The sequence below is a fragment of the Streptomyces rhizosphaerihabitans genome (assembly GCF_025399795.1).
Lineage (GTDB): Bacteria > Actinomycetota > Actinomycetes > Streptomycetales > Streptomycetaceae > Streptomyces > Streptomyces rhizosphaerihabitans.
Genome location: NZ_JAODTZ010000013.1, coordinates 40,096 through 55,366, shown reverse-complemented (window position 1 = coordinate 55,366; position 15,271 = coordinate 40,096). Strand labels below are relative to the sequence as shown.

The following is a 15,271-nucleotide window of genomic DNA, read 5'->3' as shown; positions in this document are numbered from 1 at the left end:
TGAGAACGGGACGGGGACGGAGGCGGGAGCGTGACCGGGATGTGACCGGCGCACACTAGGGTCTGCGCATGCTCCTGTGGATCAACGGGCCCTTCGGGGGCGGCAAGACACAGACCGCACACGAGATCCAGCGCCGGCTGCCCGGCAGCGTCATCTGCGATCCGGAACACGCCGGTTTCGGCCTGCGCCGCATGCTTCCGCCCGAACTCCGAGGCGATTTCCAGGACTTGGTGTCCTGGCGGCAGGGCGTGGTCGAGGTGCTCGACCTCGCGCTCGGCAAGCAGGGCGGTGTGGTCATCGTCCCCATGACGGTCACGAACCCCGTGTACTTCGCGGAGACGGTCGGACGGCTGCGTGAACTGGGCCACGACGTACGGCACTTCACGCTGCTGGCCGAGCGCGAGACCGTACTGCGGCGGCTGCGCGAGCGCGGCTTCGGGCAGCTTCTGCGCCATGTCGCCGGGAAGAGCGCTCCGCTGCGGCGCGAGAGCTGGGCCGTGCGGCAGCTCGACCATTGCCTGGAGCGGCTGCGCGAGCCGGAGTTCGCCGAGCATCTGTGGACCGACCGGACGACGGTCGCCAGGACCGCCGACCGCGTAGCCGTCCTCGCGGGGCTGACACTCACGCCCAACCGGGACGGGGCCCTGCGCGGACGTCTGCGGCGGGCGCGGACAAGCGTGCGCCACATCCGCTTCGACTGAGCCTGCCGCACAGGCCGGAGGAGTTCCCCGCACCCGGGCGGCGCCCGGTGCCGGGGGAGCGGTGTTTCCAGCGGCCCGCGTGCCCGTGTGTACGGGTCGGCGTGCCGCCATGTGCACGGGTGCACCCGTGCACCCGGACCGTCTGTCGCCGTCGCGTCCTAGCGGAGGATGCCCTCCAGGAAATCGCTGCCCAGCCGGGCCACCACGCTGACGTCGAGCTGGTGCAGCACATACCGCCCGCGGCGCCGCGTGGTGATGAGGCCCGCCTTCTTGAGCACGCCCAGGTGCCGGGATATCTCCGGTGCGGTCATGCCGTGCGCCTGGGCCAGCTCGCCGGTGGTGTACGCGCTGCGTGCCAGGTTGCGGCAGATACGCATTCGGACCGGGTGGGACAGGGCGGTCATCCGCAGGGTGAGCTGTTCGACGGAGGGCGGGGTGGCGAGCTCGGGGGAGCTGACGGGGTAGTGCAGCACCGGCTGCCACTGGTACCGGTGCAGCACCATCAGATGCGGGCGGCCGAGGCTGGTGGGGACGAGGAGCAGGCCGCCGTCCGCCGTGACCGTGCGCCCCTCGGTCAGCTTGTCGACGGTGATGCGCCGCGCCGTCTCGTCCAGGGACAGGGCGGAGGAGACGGAGGCCAGCGCCTCGGACAGGCCCTTGTGCCGGAGCAGATCGGTCTTGTGACGGGCCTCCGCGGCGAGCGGGTGGCGCAGCCGGGACCAGGTCTCGGCGAAGAAGGCCTCTTCGCAGTCCTCCAGGAACTGCCTCAGCCAGGCCCGCACGCCCGGCGGGTCCACCAGCAGCCGCTCGGTGAACCGCGTCTGCTGCGGCCCGCGCGAGGCGGCCAGATCCACGGCGCGCCGCTGCACCTCGGGGTCGGAGAGGGCGTGCGGCCCCGCGGAGCTGTAGGCCAGCGCGCAGGTGAACTCCAGAGCCGCGTCCACGAACTGCTCGTCCGTGAGTTTGTCCAGCAGGTCCAGGTCCTCGGCGAGCGTCGCGCCCGGCAGCGTGGCCCCGCCCGGGACGCCCGCACACGCCAGGAACAGGTCCGAGAACGTCGTCCGCCACAGGAAGTCCGCCTCGCACATCCGGTCCGCGAGATGGGGATCGAGCCGGGCGGTCACCCCCGTCACCCAGCCCTGCAGCCCGGGGTGGTGTCCCGGCTCCGCCAGCGCGTGCAGCGCCATCCCCAGCTCGGCAAGCGGTGACGGAACGACGGCGATCCGCTCCGGCCGCAGCCCGCCGATCTCGATGTGCACGCTCATGTCCCCATGGTGCACCTCGCCACCGACAACGGCCGCCGCCGATTGACGGCGGCCGTCAATCGAGGCGACAGCCGTGGCGATCAGGCGCAATCTTGAGCATCCGGGGCATCCAGGGCATTTCGCGCAGGTCCTTCGGTCCCATCCCTCGTCCCGAGAGGCGATCGGTCATGAGCATCACGCAGCAGTACCTCCTGGACACCTACCGGGCCGCGCAGCACGGGGAAGCGGCGCCTCCGGCACCCGGCAGCCACGACTGGGAGGTCGCGCGGGAGCTGCGCGACTACCGGCAGTTCCGGGCCGTCGTGGCCGGGCATCCGGCCCACGGCCGGATACGCGGCGCTCTCACCCGGTGGCTGCACGGACAGCACCGGCACCCGGCCGGCTGACCTCCGCGGCCACCCCGATCGCCCCTGGTGGCAGTACGGGCCGGGCAACCGTGCGGCTGTCCCGAATGCGCTGCCGGGCCGTCCCGAATGCGCTGCCGGGCAGTCCCGGATGTGCCGCCGTGCCGGGCGTGTGTGCTGTCGTGCCGAGCCCGCCCCCGTACCGCTCCGACGAGCCGTCCGGTGACCCCGTGCCACTCAGTGACCCCGTGCTACTCGGTGATCCCGCCCGGCAGCCGCTTCACGAACGTCCGGACCGCCGCCCTGACGTCGTCCGCCGTCCACTCCAGACCCGGCCCGGCCACCGTGACCTCGGTGTAGGCGAGTCCGGGGCCGCCGCGGTTCCAGCCCTGGGCGAAGAGGCCCGTCCTCGTCTCCTCGACGTGCCGCAGCGCCGCGTCCCCGAGGACGTCCGGCTCGTACGGCAGCCAGACCTGGAACTGGTGGGTGTGCGGCTCCTCCGGGTGGACGCGGGCCCAGGGGACCCCGGCCTCCGTGAAGCCCTCGCGCAGGGCACCGGCCACCACGCGCGCGTGGGCGACGTATTCCGGCAGCCGGGGCAGCTCCCGCTCCAGGCCGATCAGTGCCGACAGGACGGTCGGGAACTGCTGGATGATCATGCCGCCGTACCGGTGCCGCCAGGTCTTCGCCTCGTCCACGAGTGTCTTCGGCCCCGCGACCGCGGCGCCGCCGAAACCGCCGAGCGACTTGTAGAACGAGACGTACACGCTGTCCGCCAGGCCCGCGATCTCGCTCAGGGGGCGGTCGAAGTGCGGGGTGCACTCCCACAGCCGGGCCCCGTCGAAGTGGACCACCGCGTCGCGCTCCCGGGCGGCCTCCACGACCTCGGTCAGTTCTTCCCAGGAGGGCAGGACGAAACCGGCGTCCCTGAGCGGCAGCTCCAGCAGCAGCGCTCCGAACGGCTCGGGGAAGTCCCGTACCTCCTCGGCGGTCGGCATCCGGGGCTCGTCCGTCAGACGGACCGGGCGCAAGCCGCTGACCTGGCTGAACGCCTGTCGTTCATGGACTTCGGGGTGATTGAGGGGGTGCAGCGCCACGGTCGCGTCGCCGGTCCGGCCCGCCCAGCAGCGCAGGGCGACCTGCTGGGCCATTGTCCCGGTCGGGAAGAAGACCGCCGCCTCCATGCCCAGCAGCGCGGCGACCCGCTCCTCCAAGGCCTCGACGAGGCCGTCGCCGTACATGTCGACCCGCCCGTCGAGGTCGCACACCTCGCCCGCGGCCTCGCTCAGCCAGGCAAGGCGCTCGCGGAGCGTCTGCTGGTGACCGGGCCGCCACAGCACCCGCTCGGCCGCCTTCCAGGCGGTGACGCGCCGCTCGAACCGCTCCTCGGGAGACAGCTTGGCCGTCTCCTCCCCGGCCTGCTCCGCAGGCTCCGTCCCGCTCTGTGCCGCCGTATCGCTCATCCCAGGATGATGTCCCGATCGCGCCCGGCCGGGCACCCCGATTTTCCGCGCGCCGGTGACCTGCGGAAATCCCGTTCACGCGGTCGGCGCACGTGCTTTTCCCGAGGCCCGCGGAAACCCACAGCCTGTGGACGGCCGAACTGCCCTCGAACCAATCGCGTTAACATGACGAGAAATCGTCCGGTACCCCGAGCGGACTGGAACGGAAGGCTGCCGTCGAGTGAGTACGTTTCCCCAGCCAGAGCCCAAGGACCGCCCCGCGCGGCTGACCGTCGGCGTCGTCGGCGCCGGCCGCGTCGGACCCGCGCTCGCCGCGGCGCTCCAGCTCGCCGGACATCGCCCGGTGGCCGTCTCCGGCGTCTCCGACGCCTCCAGGCGGCGTGCCGCGCAGCTCCTGCCCGACGTGCCGCTGGTGTCCCCGGCGCAGGTCCTGGAGCGCGCCGAGCTGGTGCTGCTGACCGTTCCCGACGACGCCCTCCCCGGGCTCGTCGAAGGGCTCGCCGAGACGGGCGCCGTCCGCCCCGGGCAGCTGCTGGTGCACACCTCCGGGCGGTACGGGGCGCGGGTGCTCGACCCGGCCCTCAGGGCGGGCGCGCTGCCGCTCGCCCTGCATCCCGCGATGACGTTCACAGGCACCCCCGTGGACGTCCAGCGGCTCGCCGGATGCTCCTTCGGGGTCACCGCGCCCGAGCAGCTGCGGATGGCGGCCGAAGCCCTGGTGATCGAGATGGGCGGCGAGCCCGAGTGGATCGCCGAGGAGTCCCGGCCGCTCTACCACGCGGCCCTCGCGCTCGGCGCCAACCACCTGGTGACCCTGGTCGCCGAGTCGATGGAGCTGCTGCGCACCGCCGGTGTCGAGGCCCCCGACCGGATGCTGGGCCCGCTGCTCGGCGCCGCTCTGGACAACGCGCTCCGATCGGGCGACGCGGCGCTGACCGGACCCGTCGCGCGCGGGGACGCGGGCACGGTCGCCGCGCACGTCGCCGAGCTGCGCGAGCACGCCCCGGGGACGGTCGCCGGTTATCTGGCGATGGCCCGCGCGACCGCCGACCGCGCGCTCGCCCACGGACTGCTCAAGCCGGAACTCGCCGAGGACCTCCTGGGGGTACTCGCCGACGGGACGGACGGGACCCAGGGAACCGAGGGAGACGCCCGATGACCACCGCCCTGCTGCGTACCGCCGACGAACTGCACGCGCGTGCCCGCGCCGGCCGCCGGGCCGTGGTGATGACCATGGGCGCCCTCCACGAGGGCCACGCCACCCTGATCCGCACCGCCCGTGAGATCGCCGGTGACGGGGGCGAAGTGGTCGTGACCGTCTTCGTGAACCCCCTTCAGTTCGGTCAGGGCGAGGACCTCGACCGCTACCCGCGCACCCTCGACGCCGACCTGAAGATCGCCGAACAGGCGGGTGCGGACGTCGTGTTCGCACCCTCCGTGGACGAGGTCTACCCCGGCGGCGAGCCCCAGGTCCGGATCTCCGCGGGACCGATGGGCGAGCGCCTGGAGGGCTCCGTGCGGCCCGGCCACTTCGACGGCATGCTCACCGTCGTCGCCAAGCTGCTGCACCTCACCCGCCCCGACGTGGCGCTCTTCGGCCAGAAGGACGCCCAGCAGCTGGCCCTGATCCGGCGCATGGCGCGCGACCTGAACTTCGGCGTGGAGATCGCCGGTGTCCCCACCGTGCGCGAGGAGGACGGACTCGCCCTCTCCAGCCGCAACCGCTACCTCTCGGCCGGAGAGCGGCGCACCGCGCTCGCCCTCTCGCAGGCCCTGTTCGCGGGCCGCGACCGGCACGCCGCCCAGGAGGCGCTGCGCGCGCGGGCCCTCGAGGTGCCCGCCACGCGTGCGCGTGCCGAGGCCCTCAGCGCCATAGGAGAGTCCCGGGCCGCGGCCGACGCGCACGCCGTCGCGAAGGCCGTCCCCGGCTGGCCCGGCGGCGTCCGTTCGGCGGCCCGGCTGATCCTGGAGGAGGCGGCCCGCATGCAGCCGCCGCTGGTCGTGGACTATCTCGCTCTCGTCGACCCTGACGACTTCACGGAGATCCCGGACGACTTCACCGGCGAGGCGGTCCTCGCCGTCGCCGCCCGGGTCGGGACGACCCGGCTGATCGACAACATCCCCCTCACCTTCGGAGCCGCCTCGTGACCGGCAAAGGCACAGGTTCAGACACAGCCACCGCTACCGGCATACGACTGCACGCGCCCGCCCCCGGCTGGGCCCTCACCGCGGACGTCGTGATCGTCGGATCCGGCGTCGCCGGTCTCACCGCGGCCCTGCGCTGCGAGGCAGCGGGGCTGAGGACCGTCGTCGTCACCAAGGCACGTCTGGACGACGGCTCCACGCGCTGGGCGCAGGGCGGCGTCGCCGCCGCGCTCGGTGACGGCGACACCCCCGAGCAGCACCTCGACGACACCCTGGTCGCGGGCGCGGGCCTGTGCGACGAGGAGGCCGTGCGCATCCTCGTCACCGAGGGCCCCGACGCGGTCCGCCGGCTCATCGCGACCGGCGCCCACTTCGACGAAACCTCCGAGGGCGGACTCGAACTCACCCGCGAGGGCGGCCACCACCGGCGCCGCATCGCGCACGCCGGCGGCGACGCGACGGGTGCCGAGATCTCCCGGGCCCTCGTCGAGGCGGTGCGCGCGCGGGGCCTGCGCACGGTCGAGAACGCGCTCGTCCTCGACCTCCTCACGGACGCCGCCGGCCGCACCGCGGGCGTGACCCTGCACGTCATGGGAGAGGGCCAGCACGACGGGGTGGGCGCCGTGCACGCCCCCGCCGTGGTCCTCGCGACCGGCGGCATGGGGCAGGTCTATTCCGCCACCACCAACCCGTCCGTCTCCACGGGCGACGGCGTGGCCCTCGCCCTGCGCGCGGGCGCCGAGGTCTCCGACCTCGAATTCGTCCAGTTCCACCCGACCGTGCTCTTCCTCGGAGCCGACGCGGAGGGCCAGCAGCCGCTGGTCTCCGAGGCGGTACGCGGCGAGGGCGCCCACCTGGTCGACGGTGACGGCGTGCGCTTCATGGTGGGCCAGCACGAGCTGGCCGAACTGGCGCCCCGGGACATCGTCGCCAAGGGCATCACGCGCCGGATGCAGGAGCAGGACGCCGAGCACATGTTCCTCGACGCCCGGCACTTCGGCGCCGCCATGTGGGAGCACCGCTTCCCCACCATCCTGGCCGCCTGCCGCGCCAACGGCATCGACCCGGTGACCGAGCCCGTCCCGGTCGCCCCCGCAGCGCACTACGCCTCCGGAGGCGTGCGGACCGATGCCCGGGGCCGCACCACGGTCCCCGGCCTGTACGCGTGCGGCGAGGTCGCCTGCACCGGTGTCCACGGCGCCAACCGGCTCGCCTCCAACTCGCTGCTGGAAGGCCTGGTCTACGCCGAGCGCATCGCCGCCGACATCGCGACGAGCCACGCCGAGGACGGTCTGCACGCGCGCGTGCCCGAACCCGTCCCGCACCCCCAGAAGCCCGCGCACCCGCTGCTCGCCCCCGAGGACCGGTTCGCGATCCAGCGGATCATGACCCTGGGCGCCGGTGTGCTGCGCTCCGCCGAGTCCCTTTCGACCGCGGCCGACCAGCTCCAGCGGCTGCACACCGACGCGCGGGACGCCCTCGACGAGAACGGCAAGACCTCCGAGCCCGGCGTCGACACCTGGGAGGCCACCAACCTGCTGTGCGTGGCCCGCGTCCTGGTCGCCGCCGCCCTCCTGCGCGAGGAGACCCGGGGCTGCCACTGGCGTGAGGACCACGCCGACCGGGACGACGCCCAGTGGCGCCGCCACATCGTCGTACGGCTGAATCCCGACCGGACGCTCGCGGTCCGGACCACCGATACCGCAGACTTCCCCCCGACATCCCGGCAGCCCCACGCGGCGCCCCAGTCCCGTCCCCAGGAGCAGTGACCGAAGTGAGCACCCACGACCTTCCCCTCGCCCAGAGCGGCGGCTGCGGCGACGGCTGCGGCTGCGGCGCCGACACGGACGAGGAGTACCTGGAGTGCGGCCTCGACCCCGCGCTCGCCCAGCTCCTCGCCGACGCCGGTCTCGACCCCCTGGAGGTCGAGGACATCGCGAACGTGTCGATCCAGGAGGACCTCGACCACGGCGTGGACGTGACGACGGTCGCGACCATTCCCGAGGGCGCCGTCTCCACAGGCGACTTCACCGCCCGGGACGCGGGCGTCGTCGCGGGCCTGCGGGTCGCCGAGGCCGTCATCTCCGTGATCTGCACCGACGAGTTCGAGGTCGAGCGGCACGTCGAGGACGGCGACCGCGTCGAGGCCGGCCAGAAGCTGCTGACCGTCACCACGCGCACCCGCGACCTGCTGACGGCCGAACGCAGCGCCCTGAACCTCCTGTGCCGCCTGTCCGGCATCGCGACCGCCACGCGCGCGTGGGCGGACGCCCTGGAGGGCACCAAGACCCGCGTGCGGGACACCCGCAAGACGACCCCGGGCCTGCGCTCCCTGGAGAAGTTCGCGGTGCGCTGCGGCGGCGGCGTCAACCACCGCATGTCGCTCGCCGACGCCGCGCTGGTCAAGGACAACCACGTGGTCGCCGCCGGCGGCGTGGCCCAGGCCTTCAAGGCCGTACGGGAGATGTTCCCGGAGGTCCCGGTCGAGGTCGAGGTCGACACCCTGCACCAGCTGCGCGAGGTCGTGGACGCGGGCGCCGATCTGATCCTGCTGGACAACTTCACGCCTCTCGAGTGCGAGGAGGCGGTGGGCGTCGTCGAGGGCCGGGCCCTCCTGGAGGCGTCAGGGCGGCTCACCCTCGACAACGCCGCCGCGTACGCGCGGACCGGCGTCGACTTCCTGGCCGTGGGCGCGCTCACGCACTCCTCCCCGATCCTCGACATCGGTCTCGACCTGCGAGCGGCGGAGTAACCGCGACCATGCTGCTGACCATCGACGTAGGCAACACCCACACGGTCCTCGGCCTCTTCGACGGGGAGGAGATCGTCGAGCACTGGCGCATCTCCACCGACTCGCGCCGGACCGCCGACGAACTCGCCGTGCTGCTCCAGGGCCTCATGGGCATGCACCCGCTGCTCGGCGAGGAGCTCGGCGACGGCATCGACGGCATCGCGATCTGCGCCACCGTGCCGTCCGTGCTGCACGAGCTGCGCGAGGTGACGCGGCGCTACTACGGCGATGTCCCCGCCGTCCTCGTCGAGCCCGGCGTCAAGACGGGCGTGCCGATCCTCACGGACAACCCCAAGGAGGTCGGCGCCGACCGGATCATCAACGCCGTGGCGGCCGTCGAGCTGTACGGGGGACCGGCGATCGTCGTCGACTTCGGTACCGCGACCACGTTCGACGCGGTCAGCGCGCGGGGTGAATACGTCGGCGGTGTCATCGCTCCCGGCATCGAGATCTCCGTCGAGGCGCTCGGCGTCAAGGGCGCGCAGCTGCGGAAGATCGAGGTGGCCCGGCCGCGCGCGGTGATCGGCAAGAACACCGTCGAGGCGATGCAGTCCGGCATCATCTACGGGTTCGCGGGCCAGGTCGACGGGGTCGTGAACCGGATGGCGCGCGAGCTCGCCGACGATCCCGAGGACGTCACGGTGATAGCCACGGGCGGCCTGGCTCCGATGGTCCTCGGCGAGTCCTCGGTGATCGACGAGCACGAGCCTTGGCTGACGCTGATCGGGCTGCGCCTGGTCTACGAGAGGAACGTGTCCCGAAGCTAGGGCGGCACGGCCGACTCCGTGTTCGCGCGGAGTTCATACAACCTTCTGGTGGGGTTCAGGGTCATCGCGGGTGACTTCGGGGGTGTCCCGAGGCCCTGGACCACCAGAGGGAGTTCGGATGAGATCGGTTCCGACTGCGGCCAGAACCGCCGGCAGGAGATGGGCCCGGTCGGCCGTGTGCGCCCTTGCCGCGGCGACGGCCCTGACGGGCGTGTCCACCGGATCGGCGGCGGGGGCGCCCACGCCGCCGGCCGGCACCCGTGTGGTGCTGGACAGTCCGGCGACCGCGGAGGCCTTCCCGTACAAGTCCTACGGACTTCCGATGGATGTGTGGGTGCGCAACACGGGGACGACGACGATCGACTCCTACAAGCTCACCGTCGACGCCACCTCGCTCAAGGGCATCGCCGATGTGACGGCGTGCTGGAAGCCAGCGGACCCCGTCCGGGTCTGCGACTCGGACGGAATCATCTCGCCCCGTGGGGGCCGCGCCCACCCGGTCGACCTGCGGCGTGCGAAGAACGCGGTGGTCGGTGCCTCGGGCGAGATCCGCATGACCGTCGAGTCGCACGGGGTACAGCTCGCGACGCGGACGATCAAGGTGACGGTTCCCGACGCGGGCTTGCCCCTCGACCGGCTGGAGCGCACGCCCGGCAGCGAGAAGGTGAAGCCGGGAACCTCCATGAAGGTGACGAGCGGGTTCACGAACTACGGTGCCGCCGCGCAGGACACCATGGGTCTCTACATGTACTACGACGGTCTGACACCCGACGAGGAGTTCAGCAACTGCGAGTACTCGACCTCCCACGGCACCGCGCACGGCGGCGGTACGGTCTCCTGCGTCTTTAAGGGCCCGTTCGCCGTCGACGGATCGTACGATCTGGACCTGGGCTCGGTGACCGCCGACACCGCCGTGCTGGAGGGATCCCTCTCGGTTTCGTACGGGAAGGCGGAGCACGATTGGGACGGCCAGGCCCACCACCGCGGCACCGGCCGTGAGTTGAGGCCGACGCCCCGGCCCGCCTCCGCGCCCCCGGGGGAGCCGCAGACGCAAGGGGTCACGAGCTTCCAGGTCGACAACACCGCGGACATCCAGGCCGTGGGGGCCACGGTGCGGCAGAAGAAGGCCGGGGACCCGGTGAGGTTCACGGTGGGCGTGCGCAACAACGGTCCCGCCGGGATGCTCGCCTGGACCGGCAGCGAGCCGGGCGAGGACGCGCCGTACGAGACCCGCGTCTACATCCCGGCCGGGACGGAGGCGGTCACCACTCCCAAGGCCTGCCACAAGTTCACGAAGCACGGCGTCCTCGACTATTACGAGTGCTACGGGGATGTCGACGACTACTGGATCGACCCGGGCCAGTACACGAAGTGGGACTTCGACCTGCGCGTCGTCGATCCCGCCAAGCTGAAGCCGGGCCGGATCACGGTGGATTCGCTGTCGGTCGATCCCGACAAGACCAACAACACCGCGGCGATCGTCGTCCGCGTCCCGGGCAACGCCTCGGGCACGGGCGGTGCGGCGGGCGGCTCGGGCGGCTCGGGCGGCTCGGGCGGTACAGGCGGTACGGCGGGCTCCTCGGGCTCGGGAGGTACGTCCGCGGCCTCCGGCGGGGCGCAGGGCTCCGGCGCCGGTACGGCGACGGGAGGCACCGGGAACGGGCCGCTGGCCGCGACCGGAGCGAGCCCGGCGACGGCGCTCGCGGCCGCGGGGTCGGTCGTGGCCCTGCTCCTCGGCGGGGGGCTGGTCCTCGGTCTGCGCCGCCGCGGGCAGCGCTGAGCATCAGTGTCCTCTGTCGTGCCCGCCGCGGACCTGCGGCGGGCACGACACGTGTGGAGCTGCTTGTGGTGATGCGGGGTTCGTACAACCTTTCGGCGGCGTCCGGGGTCGTCCCGGGCGGCATCACCGGGGGTCTCCCGGTGCCGTGAGCCACCGAGGGAGTCTCCATGAGATCGATTCCGGTACGCGCCGGAACGGCCGGCGCGGGGTTCGCGTGGCCGGCCGTGTGCGCCCTCGTCGTGGCGACGGTGCTGACGGGCGCGTCGACCGGACCGGCGGCCGCGAACGGGGACGCGGTGAGGGGCGGCGGGCCGGCGGCGGGGGCGTCGGTGCCCGCCGGCACCGGCGTCGTGCTGGTGAGCCCGACGGACGCGAAGGCATATCCGTACGACGATCAGAATTCCGAGGGTCTGTACGCGGGCGTGCGCAACAAGGGAACGACGACGGTCGACTCCTACACGCTCACCCTCGACACCACGTCGCTCACGGGTGTCGCCGATGTGACGGGCTGCCCGGAGCAGGCGGACCGCGTCCTGGTCTGCACGACGGGCAAGGAGTCGCTCGAGCCCGGCGGGTCCGCCTCGTACGACCTCGGGCTGCGGCGCGCGAAGGGCGCGGTGGTCGGTGCCTCGGGCGAGATCCGTATGACCGTCGAGTCGCACGGGGTCCAGCTCGCGACCCGGACGATCAAGGTGACGGTTCCCGACGCGGGCGTGGTTCTCGACCGGCTGGAGCGCACGCCCGCCAGCGAGAAGGTGAAGCCGGGAACCTCCCTGAAGGTGATGGGCGGGTTCACGAACCACGGTGCCACTCCGCAGGAGAGTGTGGGCTTTTCCGTCCGGTACGAAGGCGTGACGCCCGGCCAGGAGTTCAACAACTGCGAATACCGTGCCTGGGGCGACTCCACCCATGGGAGCGGCCTGGCGCACTGTGTGGTCAAGGGCCCGGCCGACGTGAGCGGTTCCTACGATGTGGATCTGGGCTCGATGACGGTCGACTCGGCGGTGCTCTCCGGTGAGCTTGCCGTCCACTACGTGCCTGACATGCGGTTGGGTGGGCAGGACGGCTACCACCGCGGAGCCGGCGCTGAGCTGAAGCTGACGCCGCGCCCGGCCTCCGCACCGCCGGGTGTGCCGCAGAGCAGCAACGGGGACTACACCCGATTCTCCGTCGACAACACCGCGGACATCCAGGCCCTGGGGACCACCGTGCGGCAGAGGACGGCCGGGGAGCCGGTGACGGCCACGGTCGGTGTACGCAACAACGGTCCCGCCGGGATGCAGCCGTGGAACGGCAGCGAGCCGGGCGAGGACCCGCCGTACCAGACGCATGTCTATCTCCCGGCCGGGACGGAGGCCGCCACCGTTCCCGAGCACTGTCACAAGTTCACGGACAAGCACGACGCCGTCTACTACGACTGCGTCATGAACACCGAGCAGGACTTCTGGATCGACCCGGGCCAGCGGACGTCCTGGACGTTCGGACTGCGCGTGGTCGATCCGGCCGCTCTGAAGCCGGGCCGCGTCGAGGTGCTGTGGAGCGACCCCCACCAGAGCAACAACACCGCGTCCATCGTTGTCAGCGCATCGGGCCGGGGTTCGGGCAGTGATGGCGCGGGCGGCACCGAGGGCCCCGGCGATACGCCCAGCGCGCAGGGCTCCGGCGGCACCGGCGTCGACGCCGGGCAGGGGGAGCTGGCCGAGACGGGCATGGACTCGGTGACGCTCGCGGCCGCGGCGTCGGCGTCGGCCCTGCTTCTCGGCGGTGGCCTGTTCCTCGGCCTGCGCCGCCGAGCGGCACGCTGAGCGCCGGGGTCCCGTGACGTGACCCCTGCCCCCGCCGGGCCTGCCGTGCGGACCTCCGTGGTCCGAATGGCGGGCCCGTGCCACGCCGCAAGAAGTATATTCGTCTGATTCTTCGCATTCGGTGCGTATCGTCACTTTCATGCCCACTCCCTACGGATCCCACGGCGGCATGGCGTTCGGTGCGGAGGAGCTGCGTGTGCTCCGTCGTGCCCTCGCCCTCGCCCTGCACCCCAGTCCCGTCTCGGCCGAGGACGTCCAGGACTGCCTCCGCCTCGCCGAGTCGGTCGACGAGGCGGCCTGCGAGGGAGCCAGGCTCCGGACCTTCCTGCTGGACGACCTCGCCCGCTACCGGGCCGCGTTGCCGGGCACCGCCGCCGGCTATCTCGTCCTCCTGGAGGAGGTCCTCACCTCCGGGTACCGGCCGAACCCCGACGACCTCGCCGCACTCCGCGCGCTGCGCGGCAACCCCACCGCGGCGGCCCTCCTGGACCGCTGCCGGGTCCTCGCCGAGCAGGACGTGCGCGCCCGGCTCGCGGGCCGCGCGGTCGCCTCGGTCCCGTCGTCCCGCACCCGGCTGCTGGCCCTGCCCGGAGGCCGCGCCGCCGACGAGCCGGCCAAGAAGCCCGAGCCGAAACCGCAGTCCCAGCCGCCGGCCGGGACACCGCGTCCGGACCGCCCCGTCCCCACCCCGGGCGAGGTCTTCCCGCCGAGGCGCAAGCCCGGGCCGCCTCCGGCGAACCCGCCGCAGCAACTCGCGGCGGGCTAGCTACTCTGGAGCCATGGACTACGTCTCCGCGCTCGTGCCCCCCGTAGTGATGGCCGTGTTCTTCATCGGGCTCATCGTGACGATCGTGAAGAGTCAGGGCGGGGCCAACAAGGCCAAGGAGGACGGTGTCGTCGACGCCGCCCTCGCGCGCGTGGAGGCCGCCCAGCAGGCTCAGGCCCCCAAGGACGCCGGGGCCTGAGCCCCGGGAGGCCTCGCGCGCGGTTCCGCCGAGCACCCTTCGGCTGCGGCCGTCCCGCACCGCACCGCGTTGTCACGGGCGTACGACTCGGACGTTTCATACGTTCTTCGAGTCGTACGCCCTTTTTGTTGACCATCTCCCACTATTGTTCTGAACTGTGCCTCGCCCATTGGGAGAACTCGAAGACGCGGTCATGACGCGGGTGTGGAAGTGGAACCGCCCGGTGACCGTTCGGGAAGTCCTGGAAGACCTTCAACAGGAACGGACCATCGCCTACACCACGGTGATGACCGTTTTGGACAATCTCCATCAGAAGGGCTGGGTGCGCCGCGAGGCGGAAGGCCGGGCCTATCGATATGAGGCCGTCTCCACGCGGGCCGCCTACTCGGCGGCGCTGATGAACGACGCCTGGTCGCAGAGCGACAACCCGGCGGCCGCTCTCGTCGCGTTCTTCGGGATGATGAGCGAGGAACAGCGGGTCGCGCTCAGGGATGCCGTACGGATGGTGCAAGGGCCCGAACCACAAGCTTCCGAAGCCGCCGAAAGGCCACCGGTGCCCGAGCCCTCCGAGGAGAACCCCGCCGCCGACGGGGACGCCTCCGGGCGATAGCGTCCGCTCATGCCAGCAGAGCGTCCCGCGGAGGTTCCGGCAGAGCTTCCGGCACAGGATCCCCAAGTCACCGCGAAAGCCGTCACCGTCCGGCGGGCCAGGACCAGTGATGTCGCGGCCGTACGCGGACTCCTTGACGCGAACGTGCGCCGCCGTATCCTGCTCGACAAACCCACGGTCACCCTTTACGAGGACATCCAGGAGTTCTGGGTCGCGGAACGCGACGCGGGCTCAACTACTGAGGTGGTCGGCTGCGGCGCCCTGCACGTGATGTGGGAAGACCTCGCGGAAGTCCGTACTCTCGCGGTGAACCCCGCGGTCAAGGGTCTGGGCGTCGGGCATCAGTTGCTGGAGAAGTTGCTGCAGACCGCGCGCTGGCTCGGCGTTCGACGGGTTTTCTGTCTGACCTTCGAAGTCGCCTTCTTCGCGAAGCACGGCTTCGTGGAGATCGGTGAGACACCCGTCGACACCGATGTGTACGCCGAGCTCCTGCGTTCCTATGACGAGGGCGTGGCAGAGTTCCTCGGTCTCGAACGAGTGAAACCGAACACCTTGGGCAACAGCCGGATGCTTCTGCATCTGTGATCGCGGCCGGCTATTCCGGCGGAGTGCGCTGCCCACGTTCCCTATGTCCG

The 15,271-nt window shown here is 72.0% G+C and carries 15 protein-coding genes; 13 read left to right on the top strand and 2 right to left on the bottom strand.

All coding sequences use genetic code 11. The features are described 5' to 3' along the window. Positions 1–68 precede the first annotated feature (68 nt). A complete protein-coding gene (locus N4G66_RS15455; RefSeq protein ID WP_261704672.1) occupies positions 69–701 on the top strand; it encodes an AAA family ATPase in 633 nt (210 codons plus the stop codon). A 158-nt stretch (positions 702–859) separates the two neighbouring features. Here the strand turns inward: N4G66_RS15455 and N4G66_RS15450 are convergent, their stop codons facing one another. Then, complete coding sequence (locus N4G66_RS15450) at positions 860–1,966, bottom strand: DUF5937 family protein (protein ID WP_261704671.1); 1,107 nt, start codon at positions 1,964–1,966, stop codon at positions 860–862. 167 nt (positions 1,967–2,133) lie between these two features. Here N4G66_RS15450 and N4G66_RS15445 point away from each other — a divergent pair, with 167 nt between their 5' ends. Further along, positions 2,134–2,352 (top strand): hypothetical protein, encoded by a 219-nt coding sequence (locus N4G66_RS15445; protein ID WP_261704670.1) that lies wholly within the window; start codon positions 2,134–2,136, stop codon positions 2,350–2,352. A 209-nt stretch (positions 2,353–2,561) separates the two neighbouring features. Here the strand turns inward: N4G66_RS15445 and N4G66_RS15440 are convergent, their stop codons facing one another. Beyond that, positions 2,562–3,773: a threonine aldolase family protein gene (locus N4G66_RS15440; protein WP_261704669.1), complete on the bottom strand. Its 1,212-nt coding sequence runs from the start codon at positions 3,771–3,773 to the stop codon at positions 2,562–2,564. Positions 3,774–3,993: 220 nt separating this feature from the next. On the opposite strand from N4G66_RS15440, the gene N4G66_RS15435 reads away from it, so the two are divergent. The 11 genes from N4G66_RS15435 (at position 3,994) to N4G66_RS15385 (ending at position 15,221) form a co-directional block, all read left to right on the top strand. Beyond that, a complete protein-coding gene (locus tag N4G66_RS15435; RefSeq protein ID WP_261704668.1) occupies positions 3,994–4,932 on the top strand; it encodes a Rossmann-like and DUF2520 domain-containing protein in 939 nt (312 codons plus the stop codon). Beyond that, entirely contained in the window at positions 4,929–5,921 is a 993-nt protein-coding gene (gene panC / locus N4G66_RS15430) for a pantoate--beta-alanine ligase (protein WP_261704667.1), read from the top strand. The genes N4G66_RS15435 and panC overlap by 4 nt, the downstream gene beginning before the upstream one ends. Continuing rightward, complete coding sequence (locus tag N4G66_RS15425) at positions 5,918–7,687, top strand: L-aspartate oxidase (protein ID WP_261704666.1); 1,770 nt, start codon at positions 5,918–5,920, stop codon at positions 7,685–7,687. The genes panC and N4G66_RS15425 overlap by 4 nt, the downstream gene beginning before the upstream one ends. A gap of 5 nt (positions 7,688–7,692) precedes the next feature. Further along, complete coding sequence (gene nadC, locus N4G66_RS15420; protein ID WP_261704665.1) at positions 7,693–8,670, top strand: carboxylating nicotinate-nucleotide diphosphorylase; 978 nt, start codon at positions 7,693–7,695, stop codon at positions 8,668–8,670. Positions 8,671–8,678: 8 nt separating this feature from the next. Continuing rightward, positions 8,679–9,476 carry a type III pantothenate kinase gene (locus N4G66_RS15415; RefSeq protein WP_261704664.1) on the top strand — a complete coding sequence of 266 codons (798 nt, stop codon included), beginning with the start codon at positions 8,679–8,681 and terminating at the stop codon, positions 9,474–9,476. Positions 9,477–9,594: 118 nt separating this feature from the next. Then, positions 9,595–11,256: a hypothetical protein gene (locus N4G66_RS15410; protein ID WP_261704663.1), complete on the top strand. Its 1,662-nt coding sequence runs from the start codon at positions 9,595–9,597 to the stop codon at positions 11,254–11,256. 167 nt (positions 11,257–11,423) lie between these two features. Further along, on the top strand, positions 11,424–13,061 hold the full coding sequence (locus tag N4G66_RS15405) for an LPXTG cell wall anchor domain-containing protein (protein WP_261704662.1): 1,638 nt from the start codon (positions 11,424–11,426) through the stop codon (positions 13,059–13,061). Between the two features lie 169 nt (positions 13,062–13,230). After that, the gene (locus tag N4G66_RS15400; RefSeq protein ID WP_261704789.1) at positions 13,231–13,827 is read left to right on the top strand and encodes a hypothetical protein; all 597 of its coding nucleotides are present in this window, start codon (positions 13,231–13,233) and stop codon (positions 13,825–13,827) included. Positions 13,828–13,840: 13 nt separating this feature from the next. After that, the gene (locus N4G66_RS15395; RefSeq protein WP_261704661.1) at positions 13,841–14,026 is read left to right on the top strand and encodes a hypothetical protein; all 186 of its coding nucleotides are present in this window, start codon (positions 13,841–13,843) and stop codon (positions 14,024–14,026) included. A 193-nt stretch (positions 14,027–14,219) separates the two neighbouring features. Next, the gene (locus N4G66_RS15390) at positions 14,220–14,636 is read left to right on the top strand and encodes a BlaI/MecI/CopY family transcriptional regulator (RefSeq protein ID WP_391858824.1); all 417 of its coding nucleotides are present in this window, start codon (positions 14,220–14,222) and stop codon (positions 14,634–14,636) included. 9 nt (positions 14,637–14,645) lie between these two features. Beyond that, positions 14,646–15,221, top strand: coding sequence for an amino-acid N-acetyltransferase (locus tag N4G66_RS15385; protein ID WP_261704659.1), 576 nt, complete (start codon positions 14,646–14,648; stop codon positions 15,219–15,221). Positions 15,222–15,271 lie beyond the last annotated feature (50 nt).